Annotated in this window: 21 protein-coding genes and 1 pseudogene; 13 read left to right on the plus strand and 9 right to left on the minus strand. The window is 72.5% G+C overall.

From position 1 onward, the window contains the following. Nucleotide 1 precedes the first annotated feature (1 nt). The 6 genes and pseudogenes from ACO0M4_RS12955 (at nucleotide 2) to ACO0M4_RS12980 (ending at nucleotide 6,062) form a co-directional block, all read left to right on the plus strand. A complete protein-coding gene (locus ACO0M4_RS12955) occupies nucleotides 2-1,114 on the plus strand; it encodes a Gfo/Idh/MocA family protein (RefSeq protein ID WP_430370075.1) in 1,113 nt (370 codons plus the stop codon). After that, nucleotides 1,111-1,971, plus strand: coding sequence for a class I SAM-dependent methyltransferase (locus tag ACO0M4_RS12960; RefSeq protein ID WP_430370077.1), 861 nt, complete (start codon nucleotides 1,111-1,113; stop codon nucleotides 1,969-1,971). The genes ACO0M4_RS12955 and ACO0M4_RS12960 overlap by 4 nt, the downstream gene beginning before the upstream one ends. Continuing rightward, nucleotides 1,968-3,590, plus strand: a complete 1,623-nt coding sequence (locus ACO0M4_RS12965) for a serine hydrolase domain-containing protein (RefSeq protein WP_430370079.1) — start codon at nucleotides 1,968-1,970, stop codon at nucleotides 3,588-3,590. Before ACO0M4_RS12960 ends, ACO0M4_RS12965 begins: the two co-directional genes overlap by 4 nt. Before the next feature lie 58 nt (nucleotides 3,591-3,648). After that, entirely contained in the window at nucleotides 3,649-4,749 is a 1,101-nt protein-coding gene (locus ACO0M4_RS12970) for a methyltransferase (RefSeq protein ID WP_430370081.1), read from the plus strand. Between the two features lie 345 nt (nucleotides 4,750-5,094). Beyond that, nucleotides 5,095-5,322: pseudogene (locus ACO0M4_RS12975) on the plus strand (DUF317 domain-containing protein); the annotation flags it as partial. A gap of 425 nt (nucleotides 5,323-5,747) precedes the next feature. Continuing rightward, nucleotides 5,748-6,062 carry a type II toxin-antitoxin system Phd/YefM family antitoxin gene (locus ACO0M4_RS12980; RefSeq protein ID WP_430370082.1) on the plus strand — a complete coding sequence of 105 codons (315 nt, stop codon included), beginning with the start codon at nucleotides 5,748-5,750 and terminating at the stop codon, nucleotides 6,060-6,062. Between the two features lie 54 nt (nucleotides 6,063-6,116). Here ACO0M4_RS12980 and ACO0M4_RS12985 read toward each other — a convergent pair whose 3' ends face one another. Beyond that, entirely contained in the window at nucleotides 6,117-7,064 is a 948-nt protein-coding gene (locus tag ACO0M4_RS12985) for a M28 family metallopeptidase (protein ID WP_430370084.1), read from the minus strand. A gap of 533 nt (nucleotides 7,065-7,597) precedes the next feature. Here ACO0M4_RS12985 and ACO0M4_RS12990 point away from each other — a divergent pair. The 6 genes from ACO0M4_RS12990 to ACO0M4_RS13015 are packed head-to-tail and all read left to right on the plus strand — an operon-like array spanning nucleotide 7,598 to nucleotide 12,223. Next, nucleotides 7,598-7,900 carry an urease subunit gamma gene (locus ACO0M4_RS12990; protein WP_016572110.1) on the plus strand — a complete coding sequence of 101 codons (303 nt, stop codon included), beginning with the start codon at nucleotides 7,598-7,600 and terminating at the stop codon, nucleotides 7,898-7,900. Between the two features lie 17 nt (nucleotides 7,901-7,917). After that, nucleotides 7,918-8,229: an urease subunit beta gene (locus ACO0M4_RS12995; protein WP_390025196.1), complete on the plus strand. Its 312-nt coding sequence runs from the start codon at nucleotides 7,918-7,920 to the stop codon at nucleotides 8,227-8,229. Further along, nucleotides 8,222-9,943, plus strand: coding sequence for an urease subunit alpha (locus tag ACO0M4_RS13000; RefSeq protein ID WP_430370085.1), 1,722 nt, complete (start codon nucleotides 8,222-8,224; stop codon nucleotides 9,941-9,943). The genes ACO0M4_RS12995 and ACO0M4_RS13000 overlap by 8 nt, the downstream gene beginning before the upstream one ends. A gap of 33 nt (nucleotides 9,944-9,976) precedes the next feature. Further along, complete coding sequence (locus ACO0M4_RS13005) at nucleotides 9,977-10,651, plus strand: urease accessory protein UreF (RefSeq protein WP_430370086.1); 675 nt, start codon at nucleotides 9,977-9,979, stop codon at nucleotides 10,649-10,651. Nucleotides 10,652-10,709: 58 nt separating this feature from the next. Beyond that, nucleotides 10,710-11,405 (plus strand): urease accessory protein UreG, encoded by a 696-nt coding sequence (gene ureG / locus ACO0M4_RS13010; protein ID WP_430370088.1) that lies wholly within the window; start codon nucleotides 10,710-10,712, stop codon nucleotides 11,403-11,405. After that, on the plus strand, nucleotides 11,402-12,223 hold the full coding sequence (locus ACO0M4_RS13015; protein WP_430370090.1) for an urease accessory protein UreD: 822 nt from the start codon (nucleotides 11,402-11,404) through the stop codon (nucleotides 12,221-12,223). Before ureG ends, ACO0M4_RS13015 begins: the two co-directional genes overlap by 4 nt. A gap of 6 nt (nucleotides 12,224-12,229) precedes the next feature. Here ACO0M4_RS13015 and ACO0M4_RS13020 read toward each other — a convergent pair whose 3' ends face one another. The 7 genes from ACO0M4_RS13020 to ACO0M4_RS13050 form a co-directional block, all read right to left on the minus strand. Beyond that, complete coding sequence (locus ACO0M4_RS13020) at nucleotides 12,230-12,604, minus strand: hypothetical protein (protein ID WP_430370091.1); 375 nt, start codon at nucleotides 12,602-12,604, stop codon at nucleotides 12,230-12,232. A gap of 166 nt (nucleotides 12,605-12,770) precedes the next feature. Further along, complete coding sequence (locus ACO0M4_RS13025) at nucleotides 12,771-13,166, minus strand: roadblock/LC7 domain-containing protein (protein ID WP_430370092.1); 396 nt, start codon at nucleotides 13,164-13,166, stop codon at nucleotides 12,771-12,773. A 70-nt stretch (nucleotides 13,167-13,236) separates the two neighbouring features. Beyond that, nucleotides 13,237-14,103, minus strand: coding sequence for a hypothetical protein (locus ACO0M4_RS13030; RefSeq protein ID WP_430370093.1), 867 nt, complete (start codon nucleotides 14,101-14,103; stop codon nucleotides 13,237-13,239). A 9-nt stretch (nucleotides 14,104-14,112) separates the two neighbouring features. Next, a complete protein-coding gene (locus ACO0M4_RS13035) occupies nucleotides 14,113-14,496 on the minus strand; it encodes a hypothetical protein (protein ID WP_430370094.1) in 384 nt (127 codons plus the stop codon). Nucleotides 14,497-14,720: 224 nt separating this feature from the next. Then, nucleotides 14,721-15,695, minus strand: coding sequence for an ABC transporter substrate-binding protein (locus ACO0M4_RS13040; RefSeq protein WP_430370095.1), 975 nt, complete (start codon nucleotides 15,693-15,695; stop codon nucleotides 14,721-14,723). Nucleotides 15,696-15,910: 215 nt separating this feature from the next. Beyond that, nucleotides 15,911-16,750 carry an ABC transporter permease gene (locus ACO0M4_RS13045; protein ID WP_430370097.1) on the minus strand — a complete coding sequence of 280 codons (840 nt, stop codon included), beginning with the start codon at nucleotides 16,748-16,750 and terminating at the stop codon, nucleotides 15,911-15,913. Next, a complete protein-coding gene (locus tag ACO0M4_RS13050; RefSeq protein ID WP_430370099.1) occupies nucleotides 16,747-17,529 on the minus strand; it encodes an ABC transporter ATP-binding protein in 783 nt (260 codons plus the stop codon). Before ACO0M4_RS13050 ends, ACO0M4_RS13045 begins: the two co-directional genes overlap by 4 nt. Nucleotides 17,530-17,713: 184 nt before the next feature. Between ACO0M4_RS13050 and ACO0M4_RS13055 the strand changes: the two genes are divergently transcribed. Next, entirely contained in the window at nucleotides 17,714-19,318 is a 1,605-nt protein-coding gene (locus tag ACO0M4_RS13055; RefSeq protein ID WP_430370100.1) for an alpha/beta hydrolase, read from the plus strand. Between the two features lie 84 nt (nucleotides 19,319-19,402). Here the strand turns inward: ACO0M4_RS13055 and ACO0M4_RS13060 are convergent, their stop codons facing one another. Beyond that, entirely contained in the window at nucleotides 19,403-20,284 is an 882-nt protein-coding gene (locus ACO0M4_RS13060) for a TIGR02452 family protein (protein WP_430370101.1), read from the minus strand. Between the last annotated feature and the right edge of the window lie 71 nt (nucleotides 20,285-20,355).

The raw sequence follows: 20,355 nt of genomic DNA on the forward strand, positions 1-20,355 counted from the left end.
AGTGCTGCGCTTCGGCATCCTCGGCTGCGGCTCGATCGGTGGCTTCCTCGGCCGCTTGCTGGCCCGGCCCGACGGCCCGCTGCGTGAGCGGGCCCGTCTGGTGGCGGTCGCCGGACGGGATCCGGTACGGGCACACCGGCTCGCCGCCGAACTGGGCTGCGAGGCACTCGCCGTCCCCGAGCTGCTGGCCCGCACGGACATCGACGCCGTCGCCGTGTGCACTCCCTCCGGCACCCACGCCGAACTGGGCACCGCAGCCCTGCGCGCGGGCAAGCACGTCCTGGTCGAAAAGCCCGTCGACGTCACCCCGGAGGCCGCCGACCGGCTGATCGCCGCCGCCCGGCACACCGGCCGCACCCTCGGCGTCATCTCCCAGCACCGCTTCGACCCCGCCGCCGAAGTGGCCAGGGCTGCCATCGAGGACGGCACCCTGGGCCGGATCACCTCGGTCCTCATCGAGGTCCCCCTGTGGCGGGCGCGGTCCTACTACGCGTCGGGGCAGTGGCGCGGCACTCGCGCCCTGGACGGCGGCGGCGCCCTGATGAACCAGGCCGTGCACGCCGTCGACCTCGCCCAGTGGCTGGCCGGCCCCGTGGTGGAGGCCGCCGCCCACACCGGCCTGCTCGCCCATGACGGCATCGAGGTCGAGGACGTGGCCACCGCCAGCCTGAAGTTCGCCGACGGCGCGCTCGGCGCGCTGCTGGCCACCACCGCCGCCTACCCGGGGCGTACCACCCGGGTCGCGGTCAACGGCGAGCGCGGATCGGTCGTCATCGACAACGACGAGCTGGCCTACTTCCACACCGCCCGCGAGGGCGAGCGGCCCACCGCCTACGGCGCGTACGGCGACGGCAACCAGGCCGCCGACCGGTGCCCGCCGCCGCGGAAGCCCCCGCTGCGCGACCGCATCGGCCTGCTCCACCAGCCCCACCGCGACCAGCTCGCCGACTTCTGCGACGCGGTCCGCACCGGCCGACCACCCCTGGTCGACGGCGCCGCGGGACGGCGGGCGGTGGCGGTGGTGCACGCCGTGTACACCTCCGCCCGCACCGGGCGCACCGTACGGCTCGACGAGAGCGGCAACCTCACACAGGACAAGGGGAGGACCCCATGAGCGGGACCCTTCGGCACCCAGCGCCGGACGAGCACAAGGAGGCCCTGGCCCGGCTCTTCGACCGCAGCGCCCCGACGTACGAAAAGGTCGGTGTCTCGCACTTCGACGCCCTCGGCCGCCAGTTGGTGGAGGAGGCCCGCGTCCGGGAGGGCGAGCGGGTCCTGGACGTGGGGTGCGGCACCGGCGCCGTGCTCGTTCCCGCGGCGCGGGCCGTCGGGCCGAGCGGCTCGGTGACCGGAATCGACCTGTCCGCGGGCATGGTGGAGCGGTCCCGCGCGGCCATCGCGGAGGAAGGGCTGGGCAACGCCCGCGCCCTCGTCGCCGACGCCGAGACCGCCCACTGGCAGCCCGGACCGCCCGTCGACGGCACCTTCGACGCGGTACTCGCCGGGATCTCGATGTTCTTCTTCCCCCATCCCAGGGCCGCGGCCGCCCGCTACCGCCGACTCCTCGCCGACGGTGGCCGGTTCGCCATCTCCTGGTGGGGCCGCCAGGACGAGCGCTGGAACCCGGTCTTCGCCGCCAGTGCCCCCTACGGCGGCGCCTCCTCCCACCGGCTCCCGCCGGACAGCCCGTTCCGCTCCGTCGAGGACCTGCACGCCATGCTGTCCGAGGAGGGCTTCAGCTCCGTCGACACCGTGGAGCGGACCTGTGTCACCCGCTTCCGCGGCCCCCACCAGTGGTGGCAGTGGGTGTGGTCCACCGCGGGCCGGCAGTTCTGGGAGAGCGTGCCCGAGGACGCGATGGCCGACGCGGTCAAGGCGGTCGAGGCCGAGCTGGCCGAACTGCGCGCCCCCGACGGGAGCCTGACCAGTCGGAACATCGTCCGCTTCACCGTCGCCGAGGTCGCTCGGTGAGCGCCGCCTGCACAGCGCCGCACGGGTCCCGTACGGCGGCACCCGCCGCCCACCCGCTGTTCTCCCGGGAGTGGCTGCGGCACGCCGAGGCCACGGCCGGGCAGCGGCCCGAGGAAGGCGAGGCCCTCCGGCTCGGCCTGCGCCTGACCGATCCGCCTGTCGGGGTGGCCGGGCAGATCCTCGTCCTGACGGATCTGGTCACCGGCGCCCTGTGGTTCCGCGCCGGCGAGTGGGACGAACGGCCCACACTCGTCCTGACACTCCGACACGAGGAGGCCGCCGTCCTGCTGTTCGGGGACGGCGAGCGGCGGGTGCGGCTCTTCGAGCACGGACGGCTGGTCCTGGAAGGGGTGTTCCTCTTCATCTTCTTCCTGGACCGGCTGCTGCAACAGGACCCGTCCGGGGCGCTGGCCCGGCTGCGGGGGTTCACCGCCGACGCGCCGCAGGCGGCGGGCCCGTGGCCGGGCGCCGCCGCGGCGGTCACCGCGCCGGACGCCGAGGCCGACGCGGTCCGCGCTGCCACCGAGGCGCTGCCCCGTACGGTGGCCGCCCTGCGCGCCGAACTCGGCCGAACCACCCCCGGCGCCCAGCTCCACGTCAGCCACGCCCCGAGCGGCACCACCGTCTCCGCCGCCCTGGGCAGCTGCCGCCCCGGAGTGCCCTTCACCCGCGCCTCCCTGCCCATCTGGTACTGCTGCTCCAAGACGCTGGGCGCGGTGGCGATCGGCCAGTTGTGGGAGCGGGGCCTGCTGGACCCGGCGGCGCCGGTCGCACGCTACCTCCCCTGGTACGACGGCGACGGGCGCGAACGGGTCACCCTCTACCAGCTGCTCACCCACACCTCGGCCGTCCCCATGGGCCTGGACCCGCTGCACGGGGCCATGGCCGCCCCGGTCGCGCTCCGCCGTGAGCAGCTGCGGAACATGAAGGTCCCGGCGGGGACGCCCCCCGGCGCGCGGATCAACTACGGACCGTGGTGGGCGTGGTTCCTGATCGCCGAGGTCGTCCGCGCCGTGGACGGACGCGACTACGAGCGCTATCTCGCCGAGGAGATCCTGGCGCCCTGCGGGATGACCGACACCCGCGTGGTGCTCACCCCGCAGGAGTACCGCGCCGAGGCGGACCGGTTGCCACTCATCCACATCACCGGCGGCGGCCTCCCGGCCCAGCCCACCCACTGGTACGCCACCGAGGACTCCTGCACCCGGCCCATCCCCGGCTTGAACATCCGCGGGCCGATGTCCGACCTGGCGCAGTTCTTCGCCGCGCTGGCGGACGGCGGCCGGGGGCGCCACGGGCGCATCCTGCTGCCGCAGACCGTCATGGCGCTCACCGCGCACCACCGGGTCGGCCTGGTGGACCCGTTCGGCAACGCCGACTGGGGGCTGGGCTTCCGCGTCGAGTCCCGCCACCTCGGCGACGAGTGCACGGCCTTCAGCCGCCACGCCTCGCCGCGCACCTTCGGCCACTACGGGCTGTGGACCTCGGCGGCCTTCGCCGACCCGGACGCCGGCCTGGTGGTCGCGCTGCACCTCAACGGCAAGACCTGGCAGGAAGAGCACCAGGAACGAATGATCACCATCGGTGACGCCGTTTACCAGGACCTCCGGCTGACCTGATGCCCGGGCCCCTTGAAGCGCCCGCACACACCCGCACCGCAGGAACGGAGAACCGAGCATGACCACCCCGCAACCCGAGGACGCCTTCCCGGCCGACTCACCGCATGCCATCATCGACGTCGCGGTCGCCTTCTGGAAGTCCAAGGCGCTGCTGAGCGCGGTCGAACTGGGCGTGTTCGAGGAGCTTGCCGTACGTCCCGCCACCCGCGCCGAACTCACCGGGAGGCTGGGGATCGCCGGCCGCGGCGCCGCCGACTTCCTCGACGCCCTGGTGTCCCTGGGACTGCTGGAGCGCGACGGCGGCGTCTACCGCAACTCCCCGGTCGCCGACCGCTATCTGGACCCTCGCAAGCCCGCCACCGACATCTCCGGCTACCTCTCCTTCCTCAACGCGGGCTTCGGCTGCTGGGCGGGGCTGACCGACGCGCTGCGCAGCGGCGGCCGACTGGACTTCTCCGCGGCGCTGGCCGCCTCGCAGTCCGCGGACCAGGGCGGGCCCGGCGGCCCGAAGCTGGTGGGCGCCGACGCCACGGACGACACCTTTGGCGAGGCGTACGCCGCCCCGGACCAGGTGACCGGATTCCTGCGGGCGATGACCGGCTACAGCATGGGCGCCAACCAGGCCATCGCGGAGCGGTGCGACTGGTCGCGGTCGCGGACGGTCGCCGATGTGGGCTGCGCCGAGGGCTCGCTGCTGGCTCAGGTGCTGTCCCGGAACCCACACCTCCAGGGCATCGGCTTCGACCTGCCCGTGGTCGGCCCCGGCTTCGACGCCCACCTCGAACGGGTCGGCCTCACCGACCGGGCGCGCTTCGCCGGCGGCGACTTCTTCACCGACCCGCTGCCGACCGCCGACGCGATCGTGATGGGACACGTCCTGCACGACTGGGACCTGGACACCAAGAAGACCCTCATCGGCAAGGCGTACAAGGCGCTGCCGGAGGACGGCCGGCTGCTGATCTACGAGTCGCTGATCGACGACGACCGCCGCGAACGCACCACGGGCCTGCTGATCAGCCTCAACGTCTCCACGGTCTCGGCCGGCGGACTGGGCTACACAGGTGCCGAGTGCGGCGACTGGATGCGCGCGGCGGGCTTCCGGGACATCGCCGTGAGCCACCTGGACGGCCCGGAGTACCTCGTCGTCGGCGTCAAGTAGCACCGCGTACGCCTCCCGTCACGCCCCCGCGGCGTCCAGCGGCCGGGGGACCGACTCGACGGCTTCATTCGTTCTGGATGTCAAGGAGCGGGGTCACGGACTCCAGCGGCATGCCGGTACGAATCCGCCAGTCGGCCACGGTGGTCCAGAAACCGGTCAGGGTCTCCCAGCAGATCGCGCTTCGGGCCCGAGCAGCAGGCGTACCTCGTCGGCGGACCAAAACGTGCCGAGGCCGTGGGACAGGAGATTCTGAAGGTTCTCCAGGACGGTGACGACGAACTCGGACTCGGTTTCGTCCTTCAGCAGTTCCTCGACAACCGCCAGAAGCGCCATGGTCGCGCAGGGCCGCCACTCATCCACGATGCGGACCTGCGCGACGACCTTCTCTGGTGGCAGGCGTGGGCGGAACCCGTCCTAGGGGCTCCGTACCTGTGGTGCGCCAGCTTCAGCGCGAGCGTGCCCCACGACCTGGTCGTCGCGTTCGCCTCCTCACTCGCCTCACCGGTCCCGGTGCCACGGCGCACGCTGCCGAAGAGTGCACAAGAACGGCTCATCATCGTCCGCCGCAGTTGACAGCGGGCGTTCCACGCCAGCTACCGACCTCGTACCGTAGGACGGTCCGTCCGCTACCGCTGCCAGCCCGACCCGGCCGACCGCGACGACCCTGCCCGCTGGACCTACGCCAGCCCGACCAACCCGGGCAGTCGGACATTCGGGCTGCACTGGGCCGCCATCTGGCTGGAGGGGCGCATCCTCGGCGCGGATCGCGGCGACCTGTTCGACTCTGTCCGGACTTGGTGCAGGGCCGGTCGAGTGAGGCGTTCCCCGTGCCGGAGACCCGCCAGGGTTCACGGCGACCAGGAAGCTCTTCGTCTCACCTCGTCTCACACATCTCTCACAGACGAGAGCGCACGGCAGCACGCGAGAACCTCTGACCTGGACATTCGCTGTCGCCCCGGACTACGGCGGACCAGGTGGACGTTGCATAGGCTGGGAGCATGGCCTACGAAATTCCGGTGACGCAAGCCCGGGCCGAGCTCGCGGATCTGATCAACCGCGTTGTCTACGGCGGCGAGAGGGTGGTCGTGACCCGCCACGGGAAGCCCCTCGTGGCGCTGGTGTCCGCCGCTGACCTGGAGCGACTCGAAGAACTGGGGCGGCAGGCGGCGGCCGTCGAGCAGGAGCGGGTGATCAGTACGGTCTCCTCCGAGCGGCCTCTTACGTCCGCTCCGGGCGAACGGCAGCGCTTCGGCATCGCGGCGGAACACCGCGACCCGGCCGCCGGGGGCCGGCGACCGGGTCGGGAGAAGTGACCGCGAGAAGGCTGACGGCCGCGCGGTGCGGCGGCCGTCAGCGCTCTCGCATCGTCAGGAGCTGAGCTGCCACACGGCGTTGGCGATAGCGTCGGTGTGGTTGTGCAGTGCGGTGTCGTCGATGTTCTTGGACGTGTCGCAGGAGCGGTGGTAGCAGGCGTCGAACGCCTTGCCCGCGGTGCCGCCCCACTCCTTCGCCTGGGCGGCGGTCTTGATGTAGTCGGCGCCGGAGAAGAGTCCGCCGACCGGGATGCCGGCGTCCTTGAAGGGGGCGTGGTCGGAGCGGCCGTCGCCCTCGGTCTCCGGCTCGGTGGCGATGTTCTTCGCGGCGAACCAGTCCTTGAAGACCTTCTCCAGCTTGGCGTCGTCGTCGTAGACGAAGTAGCCGGGGTTGGGCGAACCGATCATGTCGAAGTTGAGGTACGCGGAGATCTTCGACCGGTCGGCGCCGAGGGCGTCGATGTAGTGCCGGGAGCCGACCATGCCGTCCTCCTCGTCGCCCCACCAGGCGAACCGCAGGTGCTTGGTGGGCTTGAGGTGTTCCCGGGAGACGGCCAGGGCGACCTCCAGGATGCCGGCCGAGCCGGAGCCGTTGTCGTTGATGCCCGGGCCCGCGTCGACCGAGTCCAGGTGCGAGCCGGCCATCACGGTCGAGTCCTCGGCGCCGCCGGGCCAGTCGGCGATCAGGTTGTAGCCCTTCGCGCCGCCGCTGCTGAACTCCTGGACGGCGGTGGTGAAGCCCGCCGCGTCCAGCTTGCCCTTGATGTAGTCGACCGAGGCCCGGTAGCCGGCCTGTCCGTGGGCGCGGTTGCCGCCGTTGGCGTTGGCTATGGACTGGAGTTGGTCCAGGTGCGCCTTGATGGCGGCGACCGGGATGTCCGGTGCGGCCTGCGTCGTGGGGGAGGTGGCCTGGGCGGCCGCCGCGGTGCCCAGCAGGGCGGCGACGGCGGTGCAGGCGCCGGCGGCGAGTGCCGCGCGGCGGATACGGGTCGTACGGGTCACGGAGTTCTCCGATGCTGTTGTGGGGGGTTGAAGTGCAGCGGAATGCTTGACGCGAGCATGAGGATTACGAGCTCGTTTGAAATCCGTCAAGAGCGGATACCGGACACCTGCGTTCGCACATCGGAAGGGGTGTCGGGTTTGCCGAGATAATGCCGTTTGATTACCTGGCACCCGCTCTTTTTTCCGCATTCCGGAAGGGGGTTGGGGGTGTGGAATTCGCCACCACGATTCCGTGCAACCTTCGGGTCGTGACGCGGAAGGCTCCGCCCTCGAATCCGGTCGCCGGCCTGTGAGCAGCGGTGATTTCCGTGGTGTTACGTCAGGTGCGACAAGGGTTGCGAAATGCGCCGCCCGCCGTAACGGCGTCGAAATCTCGCCTAACTATCCTTCCGCGATGGGGAAGTTGATGGTCAAGTGCTGGATGTCGGTTTGCTTCGCCTTTAAACACTGTGTGGTACATCTATCTTCACAGGTGTGTCCATGCCTGTGACCTGGGTAAATGCGCCCGGGCGAAAACCTGTGAGGTGGAACGTATGCAACTGACCCCGCATGAGCAGGAACGGTTGTTGATTCATGTGGCGGCAGACGTGGCTGAAAAGCGGCGGGCACGGGGACTGAAGCTCAACCACCCCGAAGCCATCGCCCTGCTGACGGTGCACATCCTTGAAGGAGCGCGCGACGGCCGTACCGTCGCCGAGCTCATGTCCTCCGGGCGCAAGGTGCTTGCGCGCGACGACGTCATGGAAGGCGTCCCGGAGATGATCCACGACGTCCAGGTCGAGGCCACCTTCCCCGACGGCACCAAGCTCGTCACCGTTCACGAACCCATCAACTGACCACGGGAGAGCAGACGATGATCCCGGGACAGATCCTCTACGCCGACGAGCCGGTGCGCCTCAACGAAGGCCTCCCCCTCACGCGCATGACCGTCCTCAACTCCGCCGACCGGCCCGTCCAGGTCGGCTCCCACTACCACTTCGCCGAGGCCAATCCCGGCCTCGACTTCGACCGCGCCGCCGCGCACGGCAAGCGGCTGAACGTCGCGGCCGGCTCCGCCGTGCGCTTCGAGCCCGGCATCCCCACCGAAGTCGAGCTGGTCCCCCTCGCGGGCAAGCGGATCGTCGTGGGTCTGCGCGGTGAGACCGGAGGTCCCCTCGATGGCTGAACTGACCCGCCAGGAATACGCCGACCTGTTCGGCCCGACGGCCGGCGACCGGATCCGGCTCGCCGACACCGACCTGGTCATCGAGATCACCGAGGACCGCTCCGGCGGCCCCGGCCGCGCCGGCGACGAAGCGGTCTTCGGTGGCGGCAAGGTGATCCGCGAGTCGATGGGCCAGTCCCGCGTCACCCGCGCCGAGGGCGCCCCCGACACCGTGATCACCGGTGCCGTGGTGCTCGACCACTGGGGCATCGTCAAGGCCGACGTCGGCATCCGCGACGGCCGGATCACCGCCCTGGGCAAGGCCGGCAACCCGGACACCATGGACGGCGTCCACCCCGACCTGGTCATCGGTCCGGAGACCGAGGTCATCGCCGGCAACGGCAAGATCCTCACCGCCGGTGGCATCGACACCCACGTCCACTTCATCTGCCCCCAGCAGGTGGACGAGGCGCTGGCCGCGGGCATCACCACCATGATCGGTGGCGGCACCGGCCCCGCCGAGGGCAGCAAGGCCACCACCATCACTCCCGGTGCCTGGCACATCGCCCGGCTCTTCGAGTCGATGGACAACCTGCCGGTCAACGTCGGCCTGCTCGGCAAGGGCAACACCATGTCCCTGCCGTCGATGCGCGACCAGCTGCGCGCCGGCATCCTCGGTTTCAAGATCCATGAGGACTGGGGCGCCACCCCCGCCGTCCTCGATGCCTGTCTGACGGTGTGTGAGGAGAGCGGCGCCCAGCTCGCGATCCACACCGACACCCTCAACGAGGCCGGGTTCCTCGGCGACACCATCGCCGCCATCGCGGGCCGCTCCATCCACGCGTTCCACGTCGAGGGTGCCGGCGGCGGTCACGCCCCCGACATGATCGCGATGGTCTCCGAGCCCAACGTGCTCCCCGCGTCCACCAACCCCACGCGGCCGCACACCGTCAACACCGTCGAGGAACACCTCGACATGCTGATGGTCTGCCACCACCTCAACCCCGCGGTCCCGGAGGACCTGGCCTTCGCCGAGTCCCGGATCCGGCCCTCCACCATCGCCGCCGAGGACATCCTGCACGACCTCGGCGCCATCTCGATCATGTCCTCCGACGCCCAGGCCATGGGCCGGATCGGCGAGGTCGTGATGCGGACCTGGCAGACCGCGCACGTCATGAAGCGTCGCCGGGGCGCCCTGCCCGGCGACGGCCGGGCGGACAACCACCGCGCCCAGCGCTACGTCGCGAAGTACACGATCAACGCGGCCCTCGCCCAGGGCATCGACCACGTCGTCGGCTCGGTCGAGGCCGGCAAGCTCGCCGACCTCGTCCTGTGGGACCCGGCGTTCTTCGGCGTCAAGCCGCAGCTGGTCATCAAGGGCGGACAGATCGCCTACGCGCAGATGGGTGACGCCAACGCGTCCATCCCCACCCCGCAGCCGGTCCTGCCCCGCCCGATGTTCGGCGCTTTCGGCAAGGCCCCGGGGAGCAACTCGCTCAACTTCGTCTCCCAGCAGGCCCTTGAGGACAAGCTCCCCGAGCGCCTCCCGCTGGGGAAGTCCTTCGAGGCCATCCGCTCCACGCGCGGCGTGAAGAAGGCCGACATGCGCAACAACGACGCCCTGCCGCGCGTCCACGTGGACCCCGACACCTTCACGGTGACCATCGACGGCGAGGTGGTCGAACCCGCCCCCGCCGCCGAACTCCCCATGGCTCAGCGGTACTTCCTCTTCTGACATACCGTCAATGAAAGATCCGGAGCACCATCGATGAGCCGCGCTGCGCTGCTCGTCCTCGCCGACGGTCGGTTCCCCGCCGGAGGGCACGCCCACTCGGGCGGCGCCGAACCGGCCGTCACCGCGGGGCACATCAAGGACGCCGCCACCCTGGAGAGCTTCTGCCGGGGCCGGCTGCACACCACGGGGCTGGTCGCCGCGGGCCTCGCTGCCGCGGCCGCGGCCGGCCTGGACCCGCTCGTGCTGGACGACGCCGCGGACGCCCGTACGCCGGTCCCGGCGCTGCGCCAGGTCGCCCGCCGGCTCGGCCGGCAGATGATGCGGGCCGCCCGGGCCACCTGGCCGAGCCCCGAACTCGACGCGCTCGCCGCGGCCCGCCCACGCGGCGCCCACCAGCCCGTCGTCCTCGGCCTGGCCGCCCGGTCCGCCGGCCTGACACCGCTGGACGCCGCCCATGCGGTCGCCTACGAGAACATCAGCGGCCCGGCCACCGCCGTGGTCCGCCTGCTGAGCCTGGACCCGTTCGACGCCACCGCCGTCCTCGCCCGCCTGGCCGCCGACCTCGAACAGGTCGCGGAACAGGGCGCGGCCGCGGCGCACCGCGCCGTCACCGAAGGACCGGGCGCCCTGCCTGCCGCCTCCGCGCCGTTGCTCGACATCGCCGCCGAAGCACACGCCGCCTGGCCGGTCCGGCTCTTCGCGTCCTGACCTTCCGTCCGCCCACCGCGCCGCGTACCCCGCGGCCGTACGAACCACCGGAGTCACCATGCACCTCGACCACCAGGACGGCTTCCCCGAGCGCCACACCTACAGCGCCGCCGACCCGGTACGCCACGACGGCACCCGCCGCGCCCTACGGATCGGCCTGGGCGGCCCGGTCGGCACCGGCAAGACCGCCACCGTCGCCGCCCTGTGCCGCGAGCTCCGCGACGAACTCTCCATCGCCGTCGTCACCAACGACATCTACACCCGCGAGGACGCCGAGTTCCTGCGCCGCGAGGCGGTGCTGCCCACCGAGCGGATCACCGCCGTGGAGACCGGCGCCTGCCCGCACACCGCCATCCGCGACGACATCTCCGCCAACCTCGAGGCCGTCGAGGACCTGGAGGAGACCGTCGGCCCGCTCGACCTGGTCCTGGTCGAGTCCGGCGGCGACAACCTCACCGCGACCTTCTCCAAGGGCCTGGTCGACGCCCAGGTCTTCGTCATCGACGTGGCCGGCGGCGACGACATCCCGCGCAAGGGCGGCCCCGGCGTCACCACCGCCGACCTGCTGGTGATCAACAAGACCGACCTCGCCCCCTACGTCGGCGTCGACCTCGACGGCATGGCCCGCGACGCCAAGGCCCAGCGCGGCGAACTCCCGGTCGCCTTCACCGCCCTCAAGCAGCCCGACGGCGTCAAGCCGGTGGCCGAGTGGGTCCGGGCGCAGCTGGCGAACTGGACCGCGGCCCAGGCATGACCCGTACCCTTCCGCACCCCGCGGCTCCGCAGACCGCCGCCCTCCCGGCGGGCGGTCTGCGGGCCACCGCCCGCATCGTGGCCCGGGCCGACGCGCACGGAGCCAGTCGACTGCCGGTCCTGGACGGCGGCGGCCCGTTCGCGCTCCGCCGCGTCCAGTCACACGCCGACCAGGCCCGGGTCTGCCTGGTCGGCGCCATGAGCGCCCCGCTGGGCGGCGACCGGCTGCGCATCGAGGCCACCGCCGAGGCAGGCACGTCGCTGAGGATCACCGCGGCCGCGGCAACCGTCGCCCTGCCCGGCCGGACCGGTGACCTCGCCACCTACGACGTCCACCTGACGGTCGGCGACGGTGCCCGGCTCGAATGGCTGCCGGAACCGCTGATCTCCGCGGAAGGCAGCGATCTGCGGATGACCACGACCGTGGACCTCGCGCCCACCGCCCGGCTGGTCTTCCGCGAGGAGCAGGTGCTGGGCCGCAGCGGCGAGCACCCGGGCGCGCTGCGCAGCCGCCTGACGATCCGTCAGGCCGGCCGCACGCTGCTCGACCAGGAGACCGCCTACGGACCCGGCGCCCCTGGTTGGGACACCTCCGCGGTCCTCGGCGGCCACCGTGCCATCGGGCAACTCCTGCTCGCCGGACCGGAGTTCGTCGACAAGCCGGCCGAGGTCCGGCTGCTCGGCGGCGCGCACGGCGACGGCCCGGCCCGGGGCCAGGCCGTCCTGGCGCCGCTCGCCGGCCCCGCCGCGCTGGCCACCGCGGTCGCCCCGGACGGCCTGTCGCTGCGGCGGCTGCTGGACGAGGCCGCGGCCGGCTGAGGAGGCTCACACCTCCAGTTCGGCCTCCAGACGGGCAAGGCGGTGGCGCGCCAGCGCGAGATTGGCGCGCTTGCGGTCCAACACCAGGTAGAGGAAGAGACCGCTGCCGTTCTTGCCCGTCACCGGCCGGATGATGTGGTACTGCGACGTCAGGGTGATCAGCATGTCCTCGATGGCGCCCTGGAGTTCCAACATCTCCATCGTGCGCAACTTGGCGCGCACCACATCGGTGTTCCCGGCCGCCGCCACGTTGAGGTCGAACGTCTGCGGATCGCCCAAAGTCGCCAGCGCCATTCCGCTGGTGTGATCGACCAGGGCGACACCTATCGCCCCCTCGATCGTCGACATCGCTTCGCTGAGAGCGGTTTCCATCTGTGCCATGAGGGGTCGGGCCTTTCCGTGGGTTTCGCTGGATTTCCGTACGGGAGGGTGGGACTTCTCGCCGGTGGCCGACGGCCGTTGGTACGTGACCGTCGACCGGCGAGGAGGAACAGCCGGGCGGCATCGACGGCCGCCGGACCGCGATCGCGGTCCGGCGACCATGCGGTCAGTGGCCCGGCGGCGCGTCGAGCAGGGTCGCGATGCGCGCGGCGGTGCGTCGGGCCTGGAGGTGGAGCCGCCCCACATTCGTGTCCGGGCCCGCCACGGCGGTGAGCACGGCACGGTTCCCGGCCGCGTACGCCGCGACGTAGCCGCGGCTGCCGCGGGTCAGGGACTCCTCGAATCCGCCCTGCCCGGTGGCGTCGGTCAGTCGGGTGGCGACGCCGATGGCGGCGGCGGTCAGCGCGGCCAGACCGTCGGGTTCGATGTCCGGCAGGTCATGGGCGATCACCATGCCGTCCGCGCTCGCCACCATGCCGCCGTGTAGATGCCGGATGTGCGCACGCAGCGCGCGCAACTCCTCCCGGATCCCGGATGCGATCGCCTCGGTCTCGCTCGTCATCGGTCTTCTGACGCTCCTTCTCCTGACACGCTTTCCGAATACGGGCCTCATGACCGCGGGTCACAGGGGTTCACAGGTTCTCCTCCAGTGCGGTGCGCAGGCGGACGAGGAGGGCGACGTCCGGATCGGCGGTCTCCAGCACGCCCGGGTCCGGCAGGTGCCAGACCGGGGCGCCCGCCACGGCGTCCGGCCCGCGCCGCTCGGGCCGGAAGGCCCCGGGGCGCCGCCTCGGCAACGCCCCGGGCGGAGGCAGCCGCACCCGCCCGGCCGCGGCCAGCCGCCGTATCTCCAACAGGGTCAGATACGCCGACTGCCCCAGGGCGTGGGCGAGTTCGCCGGGGGTGCGGACGCCGTCGGCGTGCGCGAGCAGCCGTCGCTGCCGGCCGGTGAGGGGTGGACGGTCCGGGAGTTCCGGCCGGATCGGGACGACCGGCGCGCCGTCGGCCGCCGCCCAGGCCCCCAGCCGGTCCAACTGCGCCCGCCGGCGGGCCACCGCGGCCAGCAGGACCGCGGTGCCGACCGGGCGCACCACGCCCAGCCAGTGCGCTTCACCGGGGGCGAAGGAGGTGGCGGCGGGCTCCGGCGGGAGGACGAAGCACGCCGCGTCGAGCAGCGCGGTGAGCTGGCACACCTCCAGCTCGCCGCGGGTCAACCAGCCTTGCCGGAGGAGGAACTGCCCGCCCAGGTGGTCCGCTCCCGCGGCGTCCGCCGCGTGCCGCCAGCACTCCGCGGGCAGCCGTCCGGCGGTGGCGAGCCGGGCCCCGACGTCGGGCGCCGCCGGGCACTCGACGCAGTAGACCGCGCCCTCGTGGAGGTAGACACAGCCGTTCGGGCCGCGCAGGGCGCCGGTGGCGCGTTCGGCGGCGTACCGGTCGAGCGGGCCGGGCCGGCCGTCGCCGCCGGTGGGGCCAGAACGGAAGGAGGGCGTGGTCACCATGAGGGAACGTCAGCCCGCTGCCAGCTCCGCTGCCAGTTCGCGCAGCCGCAACCGGGCGATGGCGAGATTGGCCTGCGCCCGGTCCAGCCAGAGGTGGAGGCAGGTCTGACTGTCGAAGGCGGTGGGCACCAGGCGGATCAGGTGGTAGCTGTTCCCCGTGGTGATGATCAGGTCCTCCAGCGCCTCCCCGTCGCCGCCCGTGGTGTCGAACGTGGCGTTCCGGGTCACCGCCTGCACCACCTCGGCGGTGTCCGCGGCCGCCGCGTCACGGTCGCCGTGCGGGGCCCGGCCGGCCGTCCCCAGTGTCAGCCCGCTGGTCCAGTCGGTCAGCCCGGCCCCCAGGACTCCGGGTATCCCCATCGCGCGGGCCAACACCTGGTCGATTCCGGGCACTTGACGTCTCCTTCCGGCGAGCACGCTGCACGGCGCAGCACACGGGCACAACGCGGAGGCTCCCCCACGTGGCGGTGTGTGGGAGAGCCTGCACGGAAGGTTACTGAAGGCGGCGCGGCCCGTACCGGCATATGCAGTCGGGCAGTGGCAATTGACCTGTTCTCGTCACTCCTCGGCCCGTTGTCGGCGCTCTGTTGACCGCGGCCCTGCACCCGGGCCGCTGCTCACCCCACCAGGTCCCCGGCCGTCAGGGTCCGGCCGCTGAGCAGCCCCGCCTGCCGGTACGCCGCCTGCTGCGCCATCAACTGCCCTCCGTTCGGCCGGAGTTCGGGGTCCCACTGGTACGGCGGGGAGTGGCGCAGCACGCTCGGCCGCTGCCCGGTGGCCTTGGCCAGGATGGCCACGTTCTCGTCCGACGTCCGGCCCGCCCCCTGGAGGTCGGCGGCGGCCCTGCGCAGTGCGGCCAGGAACTTCCGGGCGGCGGGCTGCCCCGCGAACCGCGCGCCGAGGACCACCCCGGACGCGACGGTGCCCTTCGGCGGTACGGCCAGCGGCCGGGCGGTACCGGCCTCCTCCATCAGCGTGCTGAAGGGCGCCGGCGGCAGGGCCGCGTCCGCACCGCCGTTGGCCAGCGCGGTGCGCATGTCGGGGATGGCGACGTTGACCACCGTGACGTCCTTGAGGGTCAGCCCCGAACCGCGCAGTATGGCGGCGAGCTGGTAGCCGCCGGCCGCGCCCGGCCCACCCGAGACGGCGATCTTCCGGCCGCGCAGATCGGCCGGCGTCCGTACCGTCCCGGCGTCCAGCAAGCGGCTGGCCACCTCCAGAGAGGAGGGCGAGGGGTGCGCCCCGGTGGCGGCGCCCATGGACGCGGCGACCTTCACCCCCAGGCCCTTGGCCACGCCGTTGAACAGCCCGGCGGAGAACCCTGCCACCACCGCCTCGACCTGCCCGGTGGCGGCGAGCGGCACCGCGTCCTGGCCGTTCTTCACCGTCTGCAACGTGACCGTGAGCCCCGCCGCCTTGAAGTAGCCCTTGGCGTCCGCGAGATAGAGCGGGGCGAAGAGTGTGGACGGGACATGGGCGACCCGGATCGTGGACCCGCCGGGCCCACCCGGGCCGGCCCCGCTGCTCTGGCAGGCGGCGACGAGCAGGCCGAGGACGGCCACCAGGAGGAGCGGCAGGCGGAGACGGCGCATCGCGGAGCGAACCTTCCGGTTGACGGGTCAGGTGGGTCAGGTGGGTCAGGTGGGTCAGATGGGTAGCGGGTGCCGGGCAGGTCGGGCGGGTCAGAGGAGGCCGGACAGGGCCGGACAGGGGCGGACCGGGCCGGACGGGATCGGGAGGGGACCGCAGGGACGGGACGCGGCCGCACCCCGGCCGTGGCGCGCCGACCGGATTGCGGGACGCACGGCTACCGGGACCGCTGCCAGGGCATCGCCCACCGCCCCAGCAGCGCCACCAGCCCGGAGAACAGCGCGCCGAGCACGGCGACCGCCACCAGCCCCACGTACATCCGGTCGGGCTGGAAGAGCGTCCAGGCGTTCCAGATCAGATAGCCCAGACCGCTCTCGGACGCCACGAACTCCACGGCCACCACGACCACCACGCCCAGCCCCGCGGCCGTCCGCAGCCCCGTCAGCACCCCGGGCAGGGCGCCCGGCAGCAGCACGAAGCGCAGCAGCCGCAGGCCGGACGCGCCGTACGAGCGGGCCGACTCCAGCAGCCGGGGATCGATCTGGCGGACCCCCGCGGCGGTGTTGATCTGGAGGACGAAGAAGACCGTGATGGCGACGGAGAGGATCTTCGGGGTCTCGGACAGGCCGAAGAGGAGCAGCAGCAGCGGCAGCACGGCGATCTTCGGGACGGAGTACAGCGCGGAGAACAGCGGGCCCAGGGCGGCCTCTGCGGTCCGCGAGACGCCCATCACGAACCCGGCCAGCGCACCGGCCACCGCGCCCAGCGCGTACCCGGGCAGCAGCCGGCCGACGGTGGCCGCGGTGTCCCGGCCCAACTCGCCGGAGGCCGCCAGCGCGACGCACCGTGCCGCGATCCGGGTGGGCGGCGGGAAGAGCAGGGTGTCGATGACCCCGGCCATCGCCGCAAGCTGCCAGCCCAGCAGCAGCACCCCGGGCACCGCGAGCCCCAGTGCGGCGTGCCACCAGGCGGTCCGCCGGGCCCGTACGGCGACCGCGCGGGCTGCCACCGCGGCGTCCGGGGCGGCGGTCTCCACGGGGCGGGTCGGGGCGGTCACCGGGCACCGACCGACAACTCGCCGCGCAGCCGGTCCCAGAGCCGGGCGCGCAACCGGCCGAACTCCGGGCCGTCCTGGATACCGGGATCGCGGGGCCGCGGGAACGGCACCGTGAGCTCCTCGGTGATCCGGCCCGGCCGCGCCGACATCACCAGCACCCGGTCGCCCAGCAACAGCGCCTCGTCCAGGGAGTGGGTCACCAGCACCACGGTCTTGCGCTCCTCCTGCCACAGGGCGAGCAGTTGCTCCTGCATCAGCCGGCGGGTCTGCGGGTCCAGCGACCCCAGCGGTTCGTCCATCAGCAGCACCGGACTGCCGGTGGTGAACGCCCGGGCGAGCGCGAGGCGTTGGCGCATCCCGCCGGAGAGTTGTTCCGGATAGCCGTCGGCGAACTCGGCCAGTTCCATGCGCCGCAGCCAGGCGTCCGCGGCCCGTTCGGCGTCCCGGCGGCGCACCCCGGCCATCCGCAGGCCGAAGGCGGCGTTGGCGCGGACCGTCAGCCAGGGGAGTACGGCGAAGTCCTGGAAGACGAACGCCGTCGCGGGGACCGGTGGTTGGCCCGGATGCCGCGCCACGCTGCCCGCCGACGGCTCGATCAGCCCGCCGAGTATCCGCAGCAGGGTGGACTTCCCGCATCCCGACGGGCCGACGACGCAGGCGAACTCGCCTTCGTGCACGGTCAGCGAGACGCCGTCGAGGGCCGGTACGACACGGCCGTCGGCGGACCGGAAGAACTTGCCGATGTCCCGGCCGGACACCATGGGGGGCGGCGTGGTCATACCCGGAGAATTACCCGCTGCCGCGCCCCACGATCCACGCGGTACGCAACCGTGCGATTCCTACAGCTTGGTAAAGAAATTGTGGCCAAATCTGTTCAAGTGTGGCCCGTACACGACAGGATTCCCCCATAGCTCTGTGAACTCCGCCGCCACAAACGGCGCACCATGCTGGGGGAACAACCACGTGAAACGAACAGTAGCGCTCGGCGCTGCCGGCACCTTGGTGACCGGCGCGCTCCTCGCCGGCGCGATAGCCACACCGGCCACCGCCGGCGAGCGGCGCCCTGGAGGCACGACCGAGGCGCGCGGAGAAGCGCTCGCCGCCGCCCGGGCCGCCAAGGCAGGCATCAAGTGGCAGGACTGCCCCGCCGATTGGGGACTGAAGGCCCCGGTCCAGTGCGGCTACGTCACCGTCCCGGTCGACTACGCCAAGCCCAACGGCCGGACCATCAAAATCGCCGTCGACCGCGCCGTCGCCACCGGCGGCCCGCAGCAGCGGCAGGGCGCCCTCCTGTACAACCCCGGCGGCCCCGGCGGCTCGGGCATGCGCTTCCCGACCCGCATCACCAACAAGAGTGCGCTGTGGGCCAAGACCGCCCAGGCGTACGACTTCGTGGGCTTCGACCCCCGGGGCGTGGGCCACTCCGCGCCGATCTCCTGCCAGGACCCGCAGAAGTTCGTCAAGGCCCCCAAGGCCGACCCGGTGCCGGACAGCGAGGCGGACAAGCGCGCCCAGCGCAAGCTCGCCAAGGAGTACGCGCAAGGCTGCCTGGAGCGCAGCGGCGACCTCCTGCCGTACATGACGACGCCGAACACCGCCCGTGACCTGGACGTGATCCGCGCCGCGCTGGGCGAGAAGAAGCTCAACTACCTCGGCGTCTCCTACGGCACCTATCTCGGCGCCGTCTACGCCACGCTCTTCCCGGACCACGTCCGCCGGATGCTCGTCGACAGCGTCGTCAACCCCTCCCGCAAGAAGGTCTGGTACCAGGCCAACCTCGACCAGGACATCGCCTTCGAGACCCGCTGGGGCGACTGGAAGAAGTGGGTCGCCAAGAACGACGCCGCCTACCACATCGGTGACACGCCGGCGAAGGTCCAGGCTGCCTGGGAGAAGCTGCGCGCCACCGCCAAGCAGCACCCCATCGGCGGCGTGGTCGGCCCCGCCGAGCTCATCGGCTTCTTCCAGAACGCGCCGTACTACGACGACTCGTGGGCCGAGGTCGCCGGGGTCTGGAGCGCGTACCTGGCCGGAAACACCAAGCCGCTGATCGACAAAGCCGGTCCGCACCCCGACGACAAGGCCGGCAACATCAAGGCCGAGAACGGCAACGCCGTCTACACCGCCGTCGAGTGCACCGACACCAAGTGGCCCACCAGCTGGCAGAAGTGGGACCGCGACAACACCCGCATCCACCAGCAGGCACCGTTCATGACCTGGGCCAACGCCTGGATGAACCTGCCCTGCGCCACCTGGCCGGTCAAGCAGCAGACCTCGGTCGAGGTCAAGACCGGCAAGGGCCTGCCGCCGGTCCTGATCGTGCAGGGCACCCGTGACGCGGCGACCCCGTACGACGGCGCCGTCGAGCTGCACAAGCGGTTCGCCGGCTCCCGCCTGATCACCGAGCGGGACGCCGGTTCGCACGGCGTCACCGGTCTGGTCAACCCCTGCATCAACGGCCGCGTCGACGCGTACTTCCTGAAGGGCACCACGGACCCGAAGGACGTCACGTGCGCCCCGCACGCCACGCCCGTCCCGGAGAAGCAGACGGCCAAGGCCGCCGGCTGATCCATCGCCGGGGGCGGTCGGGAGGATCCCTCCCGACCGCCCCCGGTCCTCCGCCGCCCCCGCGCCGCCCGCGGAACCTCGTCGTCAGGCCGGGAACACCGCGGCGAACGCCGCCCTGTTGGGGGAGTCCACCCGGCGGTCCGGCACGGCGAACACGACACGGGTGAACCACCCCGCGAAGCGGCCGCCGGGCAGCAGGAGCCCCGCGAACGCCTCGGCCACCTGGGCCGGTTCATTGCGGAACACCCCGCACCCCCAGGCCCCGAGCACCAGTTGGCGGTACCCGCCCGCCGGTGGCCCGACCACCGCCCCGGTCGGCGGCGCGGCGCACCGCACCCCCTGGGCCGCGGCCTCCAACACCCGTTCGGCGCGCGCCGCCAACGCCGCCGGCAACCGCCCCACCTCGTCCGGCCGCTGCCGGGCGATCACCCCCGCGTTGGGCGCCGCCGCCGTCAGGAACCCCGCCTCGTAGGGCACCTCGCGCAGCCGGCCGCGGTCGTCGCGGAACACCGGCACACCGGGGGAGAGGATCACCCGGTCGCTGTAGAACGGACTCGGGTCGGCCCGGTGCGCCGCGTAGAACTCCGGCGCCGCGCGGACACAGGTGTACAGCGCCGAGCCGCGGCACAGCGCCTCCTCCTGCGCCTGTGCGCCCTTGAGGTACCCGCCACCGGGATTGCGGGCCGACGCGAAGTTCAACACCGCGACCGGACCGAACTCACCGGCCGCCGCGGCCAGTCGCCCGCCGGCTGTCAGACTGCCCTCCGCCGTCACCTCGAACACCGTCCGCAGGCCCGGCGCCGCCCCGGTCACCGCCACCGGCCCCGGCCCGTACAGCCGGGTCCCGGCCCGGGCCCGGGCCAGTGCCGCAGCGAGCTCCACCGTCCGTCCGCCCGGCGTGCGGTAGCTTCCCGCCGCGACGATCCGCTCCGTCTCCTGCGCCATCCCGCGCAGCCGGGCGCTCACCGGCGCCGCCCCCGTATCCGTACCTTCACGCAGCTCACCGTAGGGGCGGCCACCGCGCTCCGCGAACGGTT

The organism is Streptomyces sp. RGM 3693, assembly GCF_050471125.1.
In the GTDB taxonomy this organism is placed as follows: domain Bacteria; phylum Actinomycetota; class Actinomycetes; order Streptomycetales; family Streptomycetaceae; genus Streptomyces.